This is a genomic window from Octadecabacter sp. B2R22 (assembly GCF_018861045.1).
In the GTDB taxonomy this organism is placed as follows: domain Bacteria; phylum Pseudomonadota; class Alphaproteobacteria; order Rhodobacterales; family Rhodobacteraceae; genus Octadecabacter.
In genome coordinates, this window is the sequence record NZ_JAHKQJ010000007.1 from 410,650 (window position 1) to 428,826 (window position 18,177).

The following is an 18,177-nucleotide window of genomic DNA, read 5'->3' on the forward strand; positions in this document are numbered from 1 at the left end:
CTTAGCCCTGAAGCTTCATGAAGTAATCAAAAATTTCCGGCACGTTGCCGTCACCCATGCCAGCGTCAACAGCCGCTTGCAGGTTATGGGATGTGCCTTCGGCAATCTCGGCGCGTGTACCCATGTCTTCGACCATTTTCAGGAAATAGCCCAAGTCTTTGTTGGCGTTGTTGAGCGAGAAGCCCAGATCGCTCACACCGTCGACTGCGTAGTTCTTGCAGAACCCCATGAAAGGGGAGTTGGATGGGCCAGTGGACATGATGTCAAACAACTGCTGGCGATCGACGCCCGCACGGTCTGCGACTGCAAACGCTTGAGACATCGTCGCGACTGTTGTCATGCCCATGAAGTTGTTGATCAGCTTGGTAACGTGCCCAGCACCCAGTGCACCAAGGTAGAAAACGTTTTCGCCTTGTTCGTCCAAGACGGGTTTCACCTTGTCGAATGTCGCTTTGTCGCCACCACACATGATGTTGAGCAAACCGTCCTTGGCGTGCGCTGGTGTGCGCCCCAGTGGTGCGTCGATCATGCCAACGCCTTTGGCTGCCAGATCAGCGCCAATCTTCTTGGTTGAAGCAGGGATGGACGTACCGAAGTCGATCAGTACAGACCCTTCTTTGATGCCAGCCAAAATGCCGTCATCGCCATAAACCAGCCCTTCAACCACGTCCGAAGTGGTCAGCGCCAGCATGACGATGTCACTTGCTGCGGCCAGTTCTTTTGGTGTGCTTGCTTCTGACGCGTTGCCGCGATCAAGAACTGTTTTCACAGCGTCTTTGTTGAGGTCCATAACAACGACTTCAAAGCCGCGCGTCTGAAGGTTCTCAACCATGTTCCCGCCCATAAGGCCGAGTCCGATGAATCCGATGGTGGGTTTGGTCATGCCCTGTTCTCCCTAAGGTGTTCTTTTAATTATATTAGTCGAGGAAATCTTCACGGTGTGGCGTGAACATATCCAATAGCGTTCCAGCTTCGAGGCAGGTCGCCCCGTGCATGATGTTTGGTTCTTTGTAGAGGCTGTCACCAGCCGTCACGATGTAGGTCTCGTCGCCGACAACGAATTCGAACTTGCCGGAGATAACGTAGGTGATCTGTTCGTGGGGATGGTTATGCAGTGCGGCCACGGTGCCCGTTTCGAATTTCACTTCGACGCACATCATGTTGTCGTTGTAGGCGCCGACTTTGCGTGTCAGTCCGCCGCCCGCGTCGAAGAGCTTGTTTTCCTGAGCGGGAAAGTAGTTTTTTACAGTCATTGCGTCGTCCAATTTCAATATTCGTGTTGGGTCGGCTTAAGTATTGGCCAGCTTTTTCATCACCACCTTGAAGGTGTTTTCTTCTGGGTCGGTGAAATAGAGGTCGGCATCGTAGCCTTGGTCATCCATGAAGTGGAAAATCCGTTTCGGCTCAGCGAGGCGGTAAGGGACAACCAGCGTGGCAATCCGGTGACGTGTAGACGCCGGATATTGCGCATGCAGGCAGGTGCTTTCGTGCAGGCCTTTGTAGTCCTCTGGGTCCACGTCAGGGAAACCGGTTTCCTGTGTCAGGGTCGGTTTGCCCGCTTCGGACCACACAACCTGACCATAGAACCCAGCCTTGTCGCCGGTGTTGCGGAACGACGTTTTGCCCAGGTCGTAGGTGTTGTTGGCGTGCAGCAACCAATCGATTGTCACCGGCGTTTTTGCATCGACCTTATCCACGATCACGAAATAGCTGCCGCGCACGAAATAGATTTCGCGTTCGGCCAGCGTCACTTCCGGGGATAGGCTTTGGTAGGCCGCCGTCGCATCGCCTTTGATAAAGATATGATCTTCGCGCTGTTCAGCGGCCATGATCTTACCCGTGGCGCGCATGGCCTTGGACTTATCCTTGTCCGCGTATTGGCCTTTGCCGTTTATCAAAATCGCGTTCTTGGATCGCGTCTGACGGCGCCAGTTGCGGTGCATAGATGAGTTAAATGCAACGTAATAACCGGACTGGATCGCCATATCCTCGCCGTAGGCCGCCATACAGAACGCGTTTTGGTCGCCGTGGCTGTGGCTGATGGATCCAAACTGGGACGACTTGAACACGAATTGAACGTGGTTGTCGTCATCACCCAGCGCGTGCTGAACGCCGACCCAGCCAATACCTTTGAAGTGACGGAAGCCGCTTGGCGGAGGGGAGGCCTCAACCGGTGCGCAGCTGGACGTGTAGACGAGATCGTCAAAGTTGGTGTCCCACCAACCCCAGTTATAAAACGCCATTTCGGTGCCTGGGTTCATGCGAAGGTTTTCTTCATAATACCACTGATACGCACCGTTTCCGGTCTCGCCGCCAAACTGGCGCAGGTTGATGCCAGTCTTAATGCCGGGCAGATCGCCCTGCGTGCTGTCATCCCCAAACGTCGAACGGCGCGTGTTCGGCGCTTTGCAATACAGCGGGAAATCACCCGTGTTCTGAAGGAAGGGCCGTTTATACAGATCAAACCCTGTGTAGGCCTTCAACTGGTTGGCCGCGTCGATCAGATAGGCCATGCCCATCATCCAATAGTTGGACCCTTCGGCCCAGCCGCCATCGCTGTCGCCCCAAGGCGAGTAGACGGTGAACAGGAATTCGATGCAGTAGTTCAGCCAATCACGGGCTTCGTCATCCTCGTCATCCCCTAGCAGCGCAATGCAGGCCGGAATGATCGTCAACGACACCGAACGCACAGCGTGGCTGTCATACGGGAACAGGTGGATTTTGGCGTTAATAATCGCATGTTCTGCGATGTCGCGTGTGCGTTCGAGCAATGCGGTGCGTACCGTTACGCGTTCCTCATCGCTCAACTGGTCATAAAGCCAGTCATAGCCCCACGCCAAAGCGTTACAGACACGATAGGCCCATTCATCGGTATAAGCGCGGGAAGTGACCCCCATCGGGTCCCAAGATGCGGCTTCCAGCAACCATTCTTTAGCGCGGTCCAGCATCGCTTGATCGCCCGTGACCTGACCACCGATTGCCAGATGGCGTGTCGCGTAGATAACTTCTTGCAGGTCGATGTAGGTCTGGCGCCAAACAGGGGCGACACGTTGATGGTTCGGGTAGCCCGCGGGCTCTTTGTAGACGTCCTTTTCCATCCATGGAAGAACAGACTTTTCGTAAAAATTCGCCCACGTGCAGTGGTCGCCGTCTTTCGCAACGTCTTTGCGGAATTGATCCAGACGATCGGCCGTCAACCAAAGGCGCGGGTGGGCGCTGCTGACGTGATCCAGTCGGGTGGCGCGCAAGGGCAGGGGCACTTCGGGCAGGTCCGCAGCGACAGTAAAGGCGCGGTCCTTGCTCCAAGTTGTCGATGGTGCACCAGTTTCGGCGTCCCATACGGCGTAAGACCAGACATAATCACCTGCTGGCAATGCAATGTCGGGTGTAAAGAAATTCAAAGTGATACCAGGGTAGGTATGCGTGGTTTTGGCTGGATATTTCGGATCGCCGGAGATGCGCAGCACATATTGCGCCTCATCCTCGATCACCGGAAGCCAGCTAAAGCGTGGTGGGTTCTCGGCGATGTCATCGCCATTTGGCGCATAGTCAATCGTCAGGCGGCCTGCATTTGGTTCATCAAGGGTCGTGAGGGTTTGGCCAGACATGGAGCGACTGCTTTCTGATTAACTGAGAGAATTGAAAAGGGGGAGCAGAAGCACCGCTCCCCCCATTTTTTTGAGGGCTCGCTTAGCCGCCGTACTGGCGTGTGTAAGCAGAGTTCATGACTTCAAGAAGGTCCTGATAGCCCATGGAGTCGAGTGTCTCGAGGTAAGCATCCCAGTCTTCGTTGACGTCGGAGTTACCAAGGATCCAGCCCTGCTGGCGCTCGAGCATGTAGTCACGGATAGAGGAGAACGTGCGGTCATAAACGCGCTGTTCTTCTGCATTCAGTGCGACACCGAGGAACTGGTCGATCAGGTAATCACCTTCGTCGTAAAGAGCGATACCAGCCAGAGCGAACTCGTTGGACCACTGCTGCTCGTAGCGGTAATCCTGAAAGTACCCACGCGCCTGAAGCTGGGACCCGACGCGATACAGCTGGTTGTTGACCGGCTCGCCGTTTGTCAGGAACTCTTCGGTGAATGTTGCTTCACCATCGACCATTGTGTACTGCTGGCCTTCGACGCCAAAGTTGGCCAAACGACGACCTTCTTCGGAGAACCAGAAGTCAAAGTACTTGATCGTTTCGATTGGGTGCTCGTTGGTTGCACCAATCGCCCAGCCATCCGGCTTGATCGGGATACGGCGGTGCTCTTCCATGCGAACGCCGGACACGGATGCTGGCGGTGCAAGGGCTTCGAATGCGAAACCGTCGATTTCCTCGGACAGACGGTTGTAGCCGCCAGTGGATGCGAACCAATCGTGTGTCATGCCGCCAAGGTTTTCACCCAGCAGGAAGTCACGGGAAGAGGAGCCGCGTGTGAAGATTTCTGCGTCGATCAGGCCTTCAGCATACCAACGGGACAGGTTTGTGATACCTTCGCGGTAACCGTCCTGTGCGTAGGGGTGCAGCAATGCGCCGTCTTCAACGTAGAAGTCATGGTATGTGTCGGAACCGGAAGACCGGCCATCCCACAGTGTTACCAGACGGATAAGCTCTGGCCACTGACGTGCGAAGTATGGAACTTCGTCTGCGACACCGTTGCCGTTTGGATCGCCGTCACGGAACGCGATAAGAACTGCTTCGAGTTCTTCAACTGTTTCAGGGCGCTCAAGGCCGAGGATTTCCAACCAGTCAGTCCGGATGAAGTATGCACGACCGTATTTGCCGTCTGGCAGATATGGAATGTAGTACATGTTGCCGTCAGAGGCTGCGATTGCAGACTGAATTTCTGGACGCTCTTCGAAGAAGGCTGTCAGGTGTGGTGCGTGCTCAGCGATCAAATCGTTCAGCGGCAAGAATGCGCCTTCTGGACCGTACTGGTTTACGAAGTCTTTGATGCGGCTGGAACCCACGATGTCAGGGATCGCACCAGCAGCAAGCATCAGGTTCAATGCTTCTGTTTTACCTGTGTTTTCGTCTGTACGCATGTTCGCGCCAACGGTGTCGTCAACAAGGTGGATGTTGGTCAGCTCACGAGCGACTTGTTCAACAGGCCAGTCTTCTTGGTACGTCGGGTAACGGACGTGGTTCATCTGGATCGTAAGTTCCAGTGGCTCGTCTGTGATCAGCAGGTGACCGTCGGCAAATGCCGGAGCCGCCAAGGCCGTGCCCGCAAGCAAAGCTGAAGTCAGAGTTAGTTTACGCATAAGGTTTCCTCCCAGAAGTTGCGTTTTCGTTCGTTATTCTTTCACCCCACCCAGCATGATACCTTTTTCAAAGTATTTCTGGATGAACGGGTAGACGATGAGCACCGGAATAATCGAGCATACGATAATCGCGGCAGACACCGTTTCGACAGAGTAGGGCGCATCAATCAGAGTTGCCCCGAATTCGTCATCGTTAGAAAGCGTCGCGATGGTGTGGCGCAGGTAAACCTGCAACGGGATTTTCTCTTCGTCCCGCAACAACACCATGGCCCAAAAGAAGCCGTTCCAGCGCGACACCAAGCAGAACAAGGCGACAGTCGCGATGGCTGGTTTGGCCAGCGGCATGTAGACCTTCCACAAGACTTGGAAGTCATTTGCGCCATCCATACGGGCGGCTTCCTCAAACGAGCTTGGAACGCCTTCAAAGAAGTTGCGCAGTAGGATCAAGTTGAAGCCGTTTACTGCAAAGCCGATCAAGATACCGATGTAGCTGTCCAGCAAACCAAGATCACGCATGTTTAAGAAGAACGGGATCAGGCCCGCGTTGAACCACATGGTAAAGGCGACCATCAGGTTAAAGAAGCGACGACCATAAAGCTGCGGACGTGAAAGGGCATAGGCGCCCGGGATCAAAAACAGCAACGACGTGATTGTGCCAAAGATCGTATAGAAGAACGTGTTCCCGTAAGAGACCCAGAACATCCGTTGTGACAAGATGTACTTATACGCTTCGATCGTTGTGTCGATCGGCGTCAGAACAACCTGACCCGCCCGTGCTGCAAAGCCAGAGCTAAGCGACAGTGAGGCGATATAGATAAACGGATACATCGTTGAGATCGTGAAGATCGCGATGAGGAACATGTTGATTAGGACAAAGCGTTTGTCGCTGCGCGAGTAGAGATTAAGATTAGCCATTGGTTTTCTCCCCTACCACAGCGATGTGCGCGAGAAGCGCTTGGCGATTGTGTTTGCACCGATGACCAAAACGAAGGCCACAACAGCGTTGAACAGGCCAGCGGCAGCGGCAAAGTCATATTGCCCGTTCTGCAAACCCTGACGGTAGATGAAGGTGTTCACAACATCTGCGGTCTCATAGGTACTTGGCTGATAGAGCAGGATGATCATCTCGAAGGAGACTTCGAGCATGTTACCGATGCGGATGATCAACATGATGATGATCGTCGGCAGGATAGATGGAATTGTGATCTTCCACATCATCTGCCAGCGGCTTGCCCCATCCACCACAGCGGATTCATACAAAGTAGGGGACACGCCAGCGATGGCCGCAAGGAACACGATGGATTGGAAACCAGCCTCTTGCCAAATGGTCGTACCGATAAAGATCGGGCGGAACCATTCAGGTTTGGTCAGGAAGTAAATCGGGTCGAGCCCAAACCACCCCATTACAGTATTCACGATACCTGCACCCGGTGAGAACGCCGTGATAACGATACCAGCAATAATCACAGACGAGATGAAGTGCGGCAGGTAAACGATTGTTTGCGCAGTGCTTTTGAATTTCCGATGAAGGATTTCATTGAACATCAGCGCCAAGAAGATCGGCATTGGAAAGCCGATCAGCAGGCTCCAGAAACTGATCGCAATCGTGTTGCGCAGGGCCCGCATGAAGCCTTCACTATTGAAGAGGGTTTCGAAGTGCTCAAATCCGATCCAAGGGCTGGCAGCAACGCCGCGAAAAATACTGTAGTCTTTGAACGCAATCTGCAGCCCGTACATCGGCTTATACAGAAACACGAGAAGCCAGATGAGCGTCGGCAACAGCAGCACATAGAGCTGCCAATCTTTCTTCATGTGATCAACGAGGCGCTCCATGCGGCCGCGCGTTGGTATTTGTAGGGTTTGGGTTTCTTCGATGTCAGGTCCAGAGCTCATGCTGCACGCGTCTGGCCGGCGAGGGCCATACCTGTATCAGCATCAAAGACCTTGATCAGGTCAGGCTGGGCTGTGAAGCCAGTCACCGCGTCGAGCACCCCCATTTTATCAAGGGTGTCGGTGCGGATTACAAACGGATCATCGCCAACCGTTGTGTGAAGCAGGGCTTCGGAGCCGAGCGTTTCAACAAGGTCGAGATTACAGGATACGGAACCGGCAGTGGGCTCAGTGACGATCTGTGCGTATTCAGGGCGGATGCCAACAATGACTTCTCGGCCAACAGCATTCTGAAGGTCGGCCAGCGGTGCCAAGGCCAACTCACCACCTGCAAACTGCGCCAAGGGGCCGGTATCACCAGCCGCGATCGTGGCTTTGATCTGGTTCATCGGCGGGGCACCAAGGAAACCCGCAACAAATGAGTTAATAGGGTTCAAGAACAATTCCATCGGCGTGCCGATTTGTTCGATCCGGCCATCGTTCATCACAACAATTCGGTCTGCCAGCGTCATCGCTTCGACCTGATCGTGCGTCACATAAAGGCTGGTTACGCCAAGACGTTTGTGAAGACGTTTGATCTCTGCGCGCATCTGTGTGCGAAGCTTTGCGTCAAGGTTGGACAGCGGTTCGTCAAACAAGAACACCTTTGGGCGACGCACGATTGCGCGGCCCATTGCGACACGCTGGCGTTGGCCACCGGAGAGGTCGGACGGCTTGCGATCAAGGTATTCTGTCAACCCAAGGATACCGCCGACTTCAGCAACAGCATCTTCGATGTCTTGCTTGGATTCTTTGCGGATTTTCAGGCCGAACGCGATGTTGTTTGCAACATTTAGGTGCGGGTAGAGCGCGTAGTTCTGGAAAACCATCGCCACATCGCGGTCTTTAGGGGCGACGCGGTTCATGACCTTGCCGTCAATCGTCAGCTCACCGCCGGAGATTTCTTCAAGGCCGGCAACCATCCGCAAAGTCGTTGATTTGCCGCAGCCAGACGGGCCAACCAAAACAACGAATTCCTTTTCCTGAACCTCAAGATCAATCCCGTGCACAACCTGCACGGCGCCATAGGCTTTGACGATACTCTGTAGCTTGACGCCAGACATGGCTGCCCCCCTTATTGTAGCGCTTTGCGCAAATCTCCCATACACGGAGCTAGAATCACCGCGTTCCAACTAGTATGCCAGTTGCGAATCTGGAATACTAGTATTGATTTCTGAATGAAAAGAGTGTCGACTGATTGAAAGCCTCGGAGGAGATTGTTCGTTTTGCTAGGGCAAGGCAACAGGAAAAAAGGCGAGGGGGGAGACGTTCGACACGCTTGTTGTGTCATCTGATGCGCAGGCGCGGGTGGCATTGATTGGACTGGCGGGTTTGAGCAGAGGGTCTCCATTACATTTTATTGGCCATTTGTTTTTCAAATGGCTATTCAAGCCGAAACTTGGAGATAACTATGTCGAATTCCACCCAAACACGGGTCCGCCGCACAAGCGTCGATGAGGTATTTGATTTTCTTCGAACAGAGATATCTGAGTCCCGCCTTTTGCCCGGTGACAAGATTTCTGAATCCGAGATTGCAGCCAAGTTCGGTATTTCACGCCAGCCCGTGCGCGATGCGTTCAGCCGTCTTGAAAACCTGGACCTTTTGTTGATTCGCCCGCAACGGTCAACCGAAGTGAAACGGTTCTCGATGCGCGAAATTACAAAATCCCGTTTTGTGAGATCATCCGTAGAGGCCGAAGTCTTGCGTCTTGCGGCTGCCAACTGTGATGCGTTAGGCGCAGCACGGCTCAAGGCGAGCCTGGAGCTGCAAGCCGCCATCGTAGAGATTGGCGACTATGACAAGTTTGGTGAAATGGACTACGAATTCCACCAAATCCTCTGCGATATCGGCAAGGTCGATTTCGCGTTCGAGGTCATCAAGCAAGAGAAGGCGAATGTGGATCGATTGTGCCAGCTTGGCCTAGCACAGGAAAACCGGATGCCTCAGCTATTGGACGATCACCGAGAGATCGCCAAAGCGGTTCAGGAACATGACGCAGAGGGCGCGGTGAAGGCCGGTATGAAGCACTTGCACCGCCTCGACGCGACGATTGACGCCGTTTCGGATGCCCATGCGGATTACTTCGATCCTTAAGGGGTCAGTCGTCAAACACCGCTGCGCGTTTCCAATCGCCGCGCCATAGGCGTTTGTGGAACATCGGAAATTTGACCAGTTCTTCAAACAAAAGCAGCGACAATACCCATGCGACGTGCACATCAAGAACCAGCACCAGCAGGGCCGTGACGGGGACTTTGAACCCCCATTGGCCGATGATGAAAATATTCATAACAGTCAACGTGTCGCCTGAAGCGCGCAGCGTCTGACCGCAAATCGCGTTGGACCCTTTGGGAAACGGAAGAACCAACAGCACGGGCAGGAACGTCAGCAGGATCGCCGTCGTTTCAGGTTCTAGGTTGCTGTAGATTTGTCCCGAAAACAGGCACAAGATCAGATAGGCCAGTGCAACAACCCCAGCAGCCCAAAAGGCCGCGCGCCATGCTCGGCTTAGAAATTCGTCCAGCGCGGTTTCGCCCAAGTTGCGCCCCAAAAGCTGGGCCACGGCAATGCCTGTCGCTTGTGCCCATGCCATGCCAAAGACCCCTGCGGTTTGAACCCAAGGCAACATCAAAGTCATCGCCGCGAATTCATTCACCGAAAGCGTCGCGTAGATCAAAACACAGGTCTGATTGCCGATCGACGTGCTGATAAACGTCCCTGCGATTGGCAGTGAAAAGGCCCAATGCCGTCTTAACGCTTGCGCGAATGTCGGCTTCGACCAGCCTTTGGCCCCTAGAATTTCGCCATCTTCTATAAAGAACCGCCACCCCATGAACAGCAGCCGTGCGCCGGATGATGTGGCGCTCCCGACGGCGGCGCCCATAACGCCGAGTTCGGGAAACCCGTAAAGCCCGTGGATTAACACCAAACTGACCCCGATGTTGATCGGCACGGCGATTAGGTAGCTGTAAAAGGGGATGCGCGTCTTACCGCAGCCGTTGAAGTGGCTTGCAAGACATTGACCAACGGCCTCAAACGCGGCCACCCAAAGGAAAACATGCAAGTATCTTGAGGCCTGTTCCGCAATCCAAGGCGTGTGTGCAAACCCGTCGATGATCCGGTCACCAAACACAAACACCAAACAAATGCCGAGGATCGTCGCGACTACATTGATCAGAAGCCCGCAGTACAGACTGGTCTTGAGCGCGACTGGCCCCGCTGCGCCAAATGCCTGCGCCACTCTGATTTGTGTCGCCGTCGAAAATGAAAACAGCACGCCCATCAAGAGACCACCGATGGCCCCCGCAAGGCCCATAGCGGCCAATGCGGTTTCCCCTAAAGGCGCAACAAGCAGCGCGTCGATGACAATAATGCCTTGCAACATGATCGTTTTCAGCCCCAAAGGCCAAGCGAGCCCAAAGAGCGCGCCAGTCGAAAACGTTCCCGACTGTTGATGGTGAGAGGGCAAATTAAAGCCTGAGTTTAGGATTGAAATTAATGCTGGAATACTAGTCTTAAGTCGCTGGGATGCAACGGCGAAGTCTGATCTCTCAGAGCTAAAATCGAGGTGGATGCGATGATCGGTGGCGCGAACGCTTGCATTCGCGGCACGAGGTCTGCTTGATAGGGGTCTTCTATCGAAAGGCCGTGAAATGATCGACAAACTGGAAATGTTCATTGCTCTCGCCCGTGAGGAACACTTTGGCCGCGCTGCGAATGCGCAGGGGGTGACCCAGCCCACGTTGTCCGCGGCAATCAAACAGCTTGAGGATCAGCTGGGCGTTATGCTGGTCTGGCGCGGGTCGCGGTATCGCGGGTTAACACCAGAAGGGCAGCGTGCGCTGGATTGGGCGCGTCGGATCGTTGGGGATGCCCGATCATTGCGGCAAGAAATGCGCGTCGCCCGCCAAGGGCTCTCAGGGGATCTGCGCCTTGCTGTGATCCCGACGGCTCTAACCGTGGTCAGTGACCTGATTGCGAGCTACGCCGAATCCCATCCCAATGTGCGGTTCTCGGTGCAGTCAAAAACATCAATTGAGGTCCTTAACATGCTGGAAAATCTCGAAATAGATGCCGGATTGACCTATCTGGACAACGAACCTTTGGGCCGGGTGACGACAGTGCCAATCTATTCGGAACGCTATGTTTTGGTCGCCAAAGCTGGGCATCCTTTGCTGGGTGGTCCGGTGCGGTGGGCCGACCTTGCGGATGTCCCATTGTGTTTGATGACACCGGATATGCAAAACCGCAGGATCATCAATCAACATCTCGCCAAGGCGGGTGTCGAGGTCACTCCGCAGATCGAAGCGTCCTCGATCGTGGTTCTTGTCAGTCAGGTTGTGAACTCCAATTTGGCAACAATTCTGCCCGTCCGCGCGGCCGAGATTTTTCTGAAAGGGGATGATCTTGGCTCTGTGCCACTGATTAAGCCCGATGCCAGCCATACTGTTGGCCTTGTGGCCCCCCAACGAGAACCCTTTACGCCTGTGCTCGCGACGCTTTTGGACCGCGCAAAGACGCTTTCAGCCACCTTGTCCGCCTGATAGGATTCCTCTATCGCTATACGGGTTAACGATATTGATTACCCGCGTGAAAACCGCAAAGATACTTCATCCCGATGGAGTGACTTACATGGCTGATACTGCGACGACTGAAATTATGGCCGCGATCCTCGCCGAACTTGGCGATCTAGAAGGGCCGATGTTGCCCATTTTACATGCGGTTCAGGCCGAGTTTGGCTATATCCCCAACGACGTCATTCAGATCATCGCGGATCACCAGAACATCACCCGCGCAGAAGTGTATGGTGTCATTACGTTCTATCATGACTTCCGTGACGCGCCTGCGGGCAAGCATGTCGTCAAGATTTGCCGCGCTGAGGCCTGTCAGGCCGTTGGCGCGAACGCGTTGTCTGAACGTGCCTTCGAAAAGCTGGGCGTGAATTGGCACGGCACCACAAGCAACGGAAACGTAACATTGGAACCGGTTTATTGCCTAGGCCTGTGCGCCTGCGGACCTGCCGCCATGGTCGACGGTAAGGTCGTGGGGCGTGTGGACGCTGCAAAGCTTGATCAACTTTTGGCGGAGGCAGGCGCATGAAGATTTTCGTCCCACTGGATTCAGCTGCTAAGGCGCTTGGCGCTGACAATATTGCCGCCGCGATCCAACGCGAAGCCGAAAGCCGTGGCCTGGATATAACCGTAGTGCGCAACGGCACACGTGGGATGATCTGGCTTGAACCATTGGTTGAGATTGAAACCGACGAGGGGCGTGTTGGATATGGCCCCGTCAGTGCCGATGATGTGCCTGCTTTGCTTGATGGTAAGCTGCAAGGCATTGGTTTGGTTGATGAATTGCCATGGATGAAAGGTCAAACGCGTCTGACGTTCCAGCGCTGCGGCGTGATTGATCCGCTTGATTTGACCGATTACCAAGCCCACGGCGGTTTGGCGGGCTTGCGCCGCGCAGTGTCGATGACCCCACAAGAAGTCGTCGAAGAAGTGACAACATCCGGCCTGCGTGGTCGTGGCGGTGCTGGGTTCCCGACGGGGATCAAATGGAACACCGTTTTGGGGGCAGAGGCTGATCAGAAATACATCGTCTGCAACGCGGACGAAGGCGATAGCGGAACATTCGCCGACCGCATGATCATGGAAGGCGACCCCTATACCGTGATTGAAGGCATGGCGATTGCCGGCCTCGCGGTGAAGGCGACCAAGGGCTATGTCTATCTGCGGTCTGAATACCCTGATGCCATTGATATCATGGAGAAAGCCGTCGTTCTTGCCCGTAAGGCGGGTGTTCTTGGTGATGACGTTCTCGGTTCTGGCCTTGCGTTTGATATGGAAATTCGTGTTGGTGCTGGCGCCTACGTTTGCGGTGAAGAAACCTCGCTTTTGAACTCGCTTGAAGGCAAACGTGGTGTGGTGCGGGCGAAACCGCCGCTTCCTGCCCTCGAAGGGTTCTTGGGCAAGCCGACGGTTGTGAACAACGTGATATCCCTCGCCACGGTGCCTGTGATCCTTGAGAAAGGCGCGCAGTATTACGCGGACTTTGGGCTTGGTCGCTCGCGTGGGACGATCCCGATGCAGATTGCGGGTAACGTAAAATACGGCGGGCTTTATGAAACTGCGTTCGGCATGCCCTTGGGCGAAGTGGTGAATACTGTTGCTGGTGGCACATTGACGGGCCGTCCTGTGAAAGCCGTGCAGGTTGGGGGCCCATTGGGCGCTTATATGTCCGCTGAAAAGTTTGACACGCAATTCTGCTACGAAGAATTCGACGGCCAAGGTGGCTTGATCGGTCACGCGGGGATCGCTGTCTTTGATGATAGCGCCGACATGCTGAGCATGGCACGGTTCGCAATGGAATTTTGCGCGATTGAAAGTTGCGGGAAATGTACGCCGTGCCGTATCGGCGCTGTGCGCGGTGTTGAAACGCTTGACCGGATCGGGCAGGGCGATGCCTCTGCTGTCGAACTGCTCGAGGACCTGTGCGAGACTATGAAAGACGGCTCTTTGTGCGCGTTGGGCGGCTTCACACCATATCCGGTTCTAAGCGCACTCCACTATTTCCCTGATGATTTCGCCCCCGCCAAAGAGGCCGCGGAGTGAACGCAATGACCGGCATCCCTCTCAGGCATGGCGCCCTTGATGCGATGGTGGAGAAGTTCAACCTCGTTGAGGAACCCGTGGATATGTGGTTGCGCCAGTTGAGCAGCGGTCTGGATTACGGGCGGCTGATTTTCGGCCAACGGTTTCAGGCCTTGCAATCCTTTGCGGCCAACCGCCACGGCGAAGTCACTAAAGGCGAAAAGCTGCATTTCTTAGGCTATTTCTTTTTCCCGTTTCATGACGGGCTGCGGCTGTTCTTTGAACGCCGTGATGGCGGTAAGCTGATCCTCGAATTCGAGGAGGGCGCCAGCAATGACGAAGGAGAGGTTGATATGATCGACAACCGCAACGTCGATCAGTTTTTCGCACCTGTGCGATTTGACCTCTCCAAAAGAACCAAGCGGCTCACTGCAGCGCGCGCGATTATTGAATTCCACAAAAAGCGAGTTCGGCCATGAAAGACTTCATTATCCCGACCAAAGACATGGACATGGGAACACCTGCGTCCAAATCCACGCAGATGGTCACGCTGACCATTGACGGATTTGACGTGACGGTGCCCGAAGGGACCTCCGTTATGCGGGCCAGCGCCGAAGCAGGGATCAAGGTTCCCAAGCTGTGCGCGACGGATAGCGTCGAAGCGTTCGGGTCTTGTCGGTTGTGCGTCGTGGAAATCGAAGGCCGCCGTGGCACCCCAGCATCCTGCACAACACCAGTTGCCCCGGGTATGGTTGTGAAAACGCAATCATCGCAGGTTAAAAAGATCCGCAAAGGCGTGATGGAGCTTTATATCTCCGATCACCCGTTGGATTGCCTGACCTGTGCAGCGAATGGCGATTGTGAACTGCAAGACATGGCAGGCATGGTTGGCCTGCGCGATGTACGCTATGAAGCGCCCGCAAATGGCGGCTTTGTAAATCACTTTGAAGCGCGCGATACCTCTGGTGATGTGAACCCGCAGTTCATTCCCAAAGACGACAGCAACCCGTATTTCACCTACGATCCCTCCAAATGCATTGTCTGTTCGCGCTGCGTACGCGCCTGCGAAGAAGTGCAGGGGACGTTCGCGTTGACCATCGAAGGGTCAGGTTTCAACAGCCGCGTTTCTGCGGGCGCTGGTGGCGATGATTTCCTAAGCTCGGATTGTGTGTCTTGCGGTGCCTGTGTGCAGGCCTGCCCCACGGCGACGTTGCAGGAAAAATCCGTTATCGAACTCGGCACACCAGATAAATCCGTCATCACAACCTGCGCCTATTGCGGCGTTGGGTGTTCGTTCAAGGCCGAACTGAACGGTGACGAACTTGTGCGCATGGTGCCGTATAAACACGGCGAAGCGAACCGAGGCCATTCTTGCGTCAAAGGGCGCTTTGCCTACGGTTATGCCAACCACAGCGACCGTATCCTGAACCCGATGATCCGCGATAAGATCACAGACCCTTGGCGCGAAGTGTCATGGGACGAGGCGATCAGCTACACCGCCAAGCGCCTACGCGATCTTCAGGCCAAACATGGCGTGAAATCTATTGGTGGCATCACATCCAGCCGTTGCACGAACGAGGAAACATACCTCGTTCAAAAACTGATCCGTTCCACGTTTGGCAACAACAACACAGACACCTGCGCGCGTGTCTGTCATTCGCCGACGGGCTATGGATTAAAGACAACGTTTGGCACATCCGCCGGAACGCAGAACTTTGACTCCGTCGAAGAAACAGACGTCGTGATCATCATCGGCGCCAACCCGACCGATGGGCACCCCGTATTTGCCAGCCGCCTGAAAAAGCGCCTGCGGGCAGGGGCCAAGCTGATCGTAATCGACCCGCGCCGCACCAACATCGTGAAATCAGCGCATATCGAAGCGCAGCATCACTTGCCGCTGTTACCAGGCACGAACGTTGCGGTTCTGTCTTCCATCGCCCATGTCATCGTGACCGAGGGTTTGATGGACGAAGAGTTCATCCGCACCCGTTGCGACTGGGACGAGTTTGCCCATTACGCCGAGTTCATCAGCGATCCACGTCATGCGCCCGAAGCGACAGCGCTGCTGACAGGTGTAGACGCACAAGACCTGCGCGCGGCAGCCAAACTGTTCGCCACAGGCGGCAACGGGTCGATTTACTACGGCCTCGGCGTCACTGAACACTCCCAAGGGTCCACGACCGTTATGGCGATTGCGAACCTTGCAATGATGACAGGCAACTTGGGTAAGAATGGCGTGGGCGTGAACCCGTTGCGCGGCCAGAACAACGTGCAGGGCGCCTGTGACATGGGATCATTCCCGCACGAATTGCCCGGTTACCGCCACGTGTCTGACGACGCCACACGCGACGTATTCGAGGCGATTTGGGGCACCAAGATTGACCCAGAACCCGGCCTGCGTATTCCGAACATGCTCGACGCGGCCGTCGATGGCACATTCAAGGGCCTTTATTGTCAGGGCGAAGACATCCTGCAATCGGACCCAGACACCAAACACGTGCAAGCAGGCCTTGCGGCGATGGAATGCGTGATTGTCCATGATCTATTCCTGAACGAAACCGCCAACTACGCCCATGTGTTCCTCCCGGGATCTACGTTCCTTGAAAAGGACGGCACATTCACAAACGCCGAACGTCGTATCAACCGCGTGCGCAAAGTCATGGCACCAAAGAACGGCTATGCGGATTGGGAAATCACCATGATGCTGGCCAACGCTATGGACAGTGGCTGGACCTATACGCACCCCTCCCAGATCATGGATGAAATCGCGTCCACCACACCGGGCTTTGCCAATGTGAACTACGAGATGCTGGAAACCCGTGGGTCTGTTCAGTGGCCGTGTAACGACGATAAACCCGATGGCTCGCCGATCATGCACATCGACGGTTTTGCCCGTGGCAAAGGACAGTTCATCATCACCGAATACGTGGCGACGGACGAAAAGACTGGCCCACGTTTCCCGCTGCTGCTGACAACGGGCCGCATCTTGTCCCAATACAATGTTGGCGCGCAAACGCGGCGGACAGAAAACACAGTGTGGCACGAGGAAGATCTCCTCGAAATCCACCCGCACGACGCCGAAGTGCGCGGTATTCAGGATGGGCAATTTGTGCGTCTTGCCAGCCGCGCGGGGGAGACTTCTTTGCGGGCGACGATCACGGATCGTGTGTCACCAGGGGTCGTCTACACGACGTTTCACCACCCCGACACACAGGCCAACGTCATCACAACCGACTATTCTGATTGGGCCACCAACTGCCCAGAATACAAGGTCACAGCAGTACAGGTGGCCTTGTCCAACGGGCCGTCAGACTGGCAGGAAGACTACAACGCGCAGGCCGAACAGTCGCGCCGCATTCTGCCTGCCGCCGAATGACACAGCGCCGATCAAGCAAAGGCGCACGCGCGACCGATGCTTTGGTCGTGCGGGGTGGTCTGGCAGAACCCGCCACACGCAACCTCCCAGAAGAGGTTCCCGTGGCGCTTGTCTATAATGGCACGACACAAGCGGTCATGATGGCCACGCCTTGTGATCTTGAGGACTTTGGCCGTGGGTTCACGCGTACCGAAGGGTGGGGCGAAGTCGACAGCGTTGAGGTCGTGAGCCATCCGAACGGGATCGAAGTTCAAATGTGGCTGCCCGAAGATCAGGCAGAAACGCTGGCCACCCGCCGTCGCGCGATGGCGGGGCCGGTTGGCTGCGGACTTTGCGGGATCGATAGTCTGGATCAGGCCGCGCGGGCCGTTCCACCCGTGACAGCAGACGTGCCGTTCACGCCGCAAGATATCGCCACGGCAATGAAGGCCCTGCGCGGCGGGCAAGACCTGCACGACACAACACGCGCGGTCCACGGGGCCGGATTTTACACATCAGGGCAGGGGCTTAGCCTCATCCGTGAAGATGTGGGGCGCCACAATGCGCTGGACAAACTCATCGGAGCGACTGTTGATTGTAGCGCAGGGGCCGTTGTTCTGACGTCTCGTGTTTCGGTCGAAATGGTCCAAAAAACCGCAATGGCGGGTTGTGCCGTGATCTTTGCCGTGTCCGCGCCGACGACCCTCGCGGTTGAAACCGCACAGGCCGCCAATATCACCCTTGTCGCCCTAGCGCGTGACGACGGCTTTGAAATTTTCACCCATTCCCACCGCATTCAAACAAAGGACGCCTCCCATGTCGCATGAAAAACTAGTCCGTATGGCCAATCAGATCGCGACCTTCTTTGAAAGCCAGCCCGACGCCGACAAAGCAGGCCGCGTTGCCGAACACCTAAAGGAATTCTGGGAACCGCGTATGCTGGAACAGCTTGCCGATCACCTCAGCAGTGGGGCCGATGGTCTTAGCCCTTTGGCCACCGAGGGCAGCAAACGGGTTCTTGGCCTGCCTGCCTGACGCTATTCATGGTC

The 18,177-nt window shown here is 55.3% G+C and carries 16 protein-coding genes; 8 read left to right on the top strand and 8 right to left on the bottom strand.

Annotation, left to right across the window (positions count from 1 at the left end; all coding sequences use genetic code 11):
• Position 1: 1 nt before the first annotated feature.
• The 7 genes from KO486_RS07470 to ugpC all read right to left on the bottom strand — a co-directional run bounded on the left by KO486_RS07470 (position 2) and on the right by ugpC (position 8,246).
• Positions 2–883 (bottom strand): NAD(P)-dependent oxidoreductase, encoded by an 882-nt coding sequence (locus tag KO486_RS07470; protein ID WP_216036622.1) that lies wholly within the window; start codon positions 881–883, stop codon positions 2–4.
• Between the two features lie 34 nt (positions 884–917).
• The gene (locus KO486_RS07475; protein ID WP_216036623.1) at positions 918–1,253 is read right to left on the bottom strand and encodes a cupin domain-containing protein; all 336 of its coding nucleotides are present in this window, start codon (positions 1,251–1,253) and stop codon (positions 918–920) included.
• A gap of 36 nt (positions 1,254–1,289) precedes the next feature.
• Positions 1,290–3,608: a DUF4962 domain-containing protein gene (locus KO486_RS07480; protein WP_216036624.1), complete on the bottom strand. Its 2,319-nt coding sequence runs from the start codon at positions 3,606–3,608 to the stop codon at positions 1,290–1,292.
• A gap of 82 nt (positions 3,609–3,690) precedes the next feature.
• Positions 3,691–5,253, bottom strand: a complete 1,563-nt coding sequence (locus KO486_RS07485) for an extracellular solute-binding protein (RefSeq protein WP_252734614.1) — start codon at positions 5,251–5,253, stop codon at positions 3,691–3,693.
• A gap of 33 nt (positions 5,254–5,286) precedes the next feature.
• Positions 5,287–6,168: a carbohydrate ABC transporter permease gene (locus KO486_RS07490; RefSeq protein WP_216036625.1), complete on the bottom strand. Its 882-nt coding sequence runs from the start codon at positions 6,166–6,168 to the stop codon at positions 5,287–5,289.
• 12 nt (positions 6,169–6,180) lie between these two features.
• A complete protein-coding gene (locus tag KO486_RS07495) occupies positions 6,181–7,146 on the bottom strand; it encodes an ABC transporter permease subunit (protein WP_216036626.1) in 966 nt (321 codons plus the stop codon).
• Complete coding sequence (gene ugpC / locus KO486_RS07500) at positions 7,143–8,246, bottom strand: sn-glycerol-3-phosphate ABC transporter ATP-binding protein UgpC (protein ID WP_216036627.1); 1,104 nt, start codon at positions 8,244–8,246, stop codon at positions 7,143–7,145. The genes KO486_RS07495 and ugpC overlap by 4 nt, the downstream gene beginning before the upstream one ends.
• A 347-nt stretch (positions 8,247–8,593) precedes the next feature.
• Between ugpC and KO486_RS07505 the strand changes: the two genes are divergently transcribed.
• A complete protein-coding gene (locus KO486_RS07505) occupies positions 8,594–9,277 on the top strand; it encodes a GntR family transcriptional regulator (RefSeq protein WP_216036628.1) in 684 nt (227 codons plus the stop codon).
• 4 nt (positions 9,278–9,281) lie between these two features.
• Here KO486_RS07505 and KO486_RS07510 read toward each other — a convergent pair whose 3' ends face one another.
• Positions 9,282–10,859 (bottom strand): MATE family efflux transporter, encoded by a 1,578-nt coding sequence (locus tag KO486_RS07510; protein ID WP_289847962.1) that lies wholly within the window; start codon positions 10,857–10,859, stop codon positions 9,282–9,284.
• Between KO486_RS07510 and KO486_RS07515 the strand changes: the two genes are divergently transcribed.
• The 7 genes from KO486_RS07515 to KO486_RS07545 all read left to right on the top strand — a co-directional run bounded on the left by KO486_RS07515 (position 10,834) and on the right by KO486_RS07545 (position 18,163).
• The gene (locus KO486_RS07515) at positions 10,834–11,724 is read left to right on the top strand and encodes a LysR family transcriptional regulator (RefSeq protein WP_216036630.1); all 891 of its coding nucleotides are present in this window, start codon (positions 10,834–10,836) and stop codon (positions 11,722–11,724) included. The genes KO486_RS07510 and KO486_RS07515 overlap by 26 nt on opposite strands.
• Positions 11,725–11,812: 88 nt before the next feature.
• Entirely contained in the window at positions 11,813–12,280 is a 468-nt protein-coding gene (locus tag KO486_RS07520) for a formate dehydrogenase subunit gamma (protein WP_216036631.1), read from the top strand.
• On the top strand, positions 12,277–13,794 hold the full coding sequence (locus tag KO486_RS07525; protein ID WP_216036632.1) for an NADH-quinone oxidoreductase subunit NuoF: 1,518 nt from the start codon (positions 12,277–12,279) through the stop codon (positions 13,792–13,794). Before KO486_RS07520 ends, KO486_RS07525 begins: the two co-directional genes overlap by 4 nt.
• A gap of 5 nt (positions 13,795–13,799) precedes the next feature.
• Positions 13,800–14,252 (top strand): DUF3601 domain-containing protein, encoded by a 453-nt coding sequence (locus KO486_RS07530; RefSeq protein WP_216036633.1) that lies wholly within the window; start codon positions 13,800–13,802, stop codon positions 14,250–14,252.
• Positions 14,249–17,149 (top strand): formate dehydrogenase subunit alpha, encoded by a 2,901-nt coding sequence (gene fdhF / locus KO486_RS07535; RefSeq protein ID WP_216036634.1) that lies wholly within the window; start codon positions 14,249–14,251, stop codon positions 17,147–17,149. Before KO486_RS07530 ends, fdhF begins: the two co-directional genes overlap by 4 nt.
• Entirely contained in the window at positions 17,146–17,955 is an 810-nt protein-coding gene (gene fdhD / locus KO486_RS07540; protein WP_216036635.1) for a formate dehydrogenase accessory sulfurtransferase FdhD, read from the top strand. Before fdhF ends, fdhD begins: the two co-directional genes overlap by 4 nt.
• Complete coding sequence (locus tag KO486_RS07545) at positions 17,945–18,163, top strand: formate dehydrogenase subunit delta (RefSeq protein WP_216036636.1); 219 nt, start codon at positions 17,945–17,947, stop codon at positions 18,161–18,163. Before fdhD ends, KO486_RS07545 begins: the two co-directional genes overlap by 11 nt.
• Positions 18,164–18,177: the final 14 nt, after the last annotated feature.

What these genes read in the sequence shown, in the direction of transcription:
- KO486_RS07470 (WP_216036622.1), bottom strand. Translation starts at nt 883, where the DNA reads ATGACCAAACCCACCATCGGATTCATCGGACTCGGCCTTATGGGCGGG.
- KO486_RS07475 (WP_216036623.1), bottom strand. Translation starts at nt 1,253, where the DNA reads ATGACTGTAAAAAACTACTTTCCCGCTCAGGAAAACAAGCTCTTCGAC.
- KO486_RS07480 (WP_216036624.1), bottom strand. Translation starts at nt 3,608, where the DNA reads ATGTCTGGCCAAACCCTCACGACCCTTGATGAACCAAATGCAGGCCGC.
- KO486_RS07485 (WP_252734614.1), bottom strand. Translation starts at nt 5,253, where the DNA reads ATGCGTAAACTAACTCTGACTTCAGCTTTGCTTGCGGGCACGGCCTTG.
- KO486_RS07490 (WP_216036625.1), bottom strand. Translation starts at nt 6,168, where the DNA reads ATGGCTAATCTTAATCTCTACTCGCGCAGCGACAAACGCTTTGTCCTA.
- KO486_RS07495 (WP_216036626.1), bottom strand. Translation starts at nt 7,146, where the DNA reads ATGAGCTCTGGACCTGACATCGAAGAAACCCAAACCCTACAAATACCA.
- ugpC (WP_216036627.1), bottom strand. Translation starts at nt 8,246, where the DNA reads ATGTCTGGCGTCAAGCTACAGAGTATCGTCAAAGCCTATGGCGCCGTG.
- KO486_RS07505 (WP_216036628.1), top strand. Translation starts at nt 8,594, where the DNA reads ATGTCGAATTCCACCCAAACACGGGTCCGCCGCACAAGCGTCGATGAG.
- KO486_RS07515 (WP_216036630.1), top strand. Translation starts at nt 10,834, where the DNA reads ATGATCGACAAACTGGAAATGTTCATTGCTCTCGCCCGTGAGGAACAC.
- KO486_RS07510 (WP_289847962.1), bottom strand. Translation starts at nt 10,859, where the DNA reads ATGAACATTTCCAGTTTGTCGATCATTTCACGGCCTTTCGATAGAAGA.
- KO486_RS07520 (WP_216036631.1), top strand. Translation starts at nt 11,813, where the DNA reads ATGGCTGATACTGCGACGACTGAAATTATGGCCGCGATCCTCGCCGAA.
- KO486_RS07525 (WP_216036632.1), top strand. Translation starts at nt 12,277, where the DNA reads ATGAAGATTTTCGTCCCACTGGATTCAGCTGCTAAGGCGCTTGGCGCT.
- KO486_RS07530 (WP_216036633.1), top strand. Translation starts at nt 13,800, where the DNA reads ATGACCGGCATCCCTCTCAGGCATGGCGCCCTTGATGCGATGGTGGAG.
- fdhF (WP_216036634.1), top strand. Translation starts at nt 14,249, where the DNA reads ATGAAAGACTTCATTATCCCGACCAAAGACATGGACATGGGAACACCT.
- fdhD (WP_216036635.1), top strand. Translation starts at nt 17,146, where the DNA reads ATGACACAGCGCCGATCAAGCAAAGGCGCACGCGCGACCGATGCTTTG.
- KO486_RS07545 (WP_216036636.1), top strand. Translation starts at nt 17,945, where the DNA reads ATGTCGCATGAAAAACTAGTCCGTATGGCCAATCAGATCGCGACCTTC.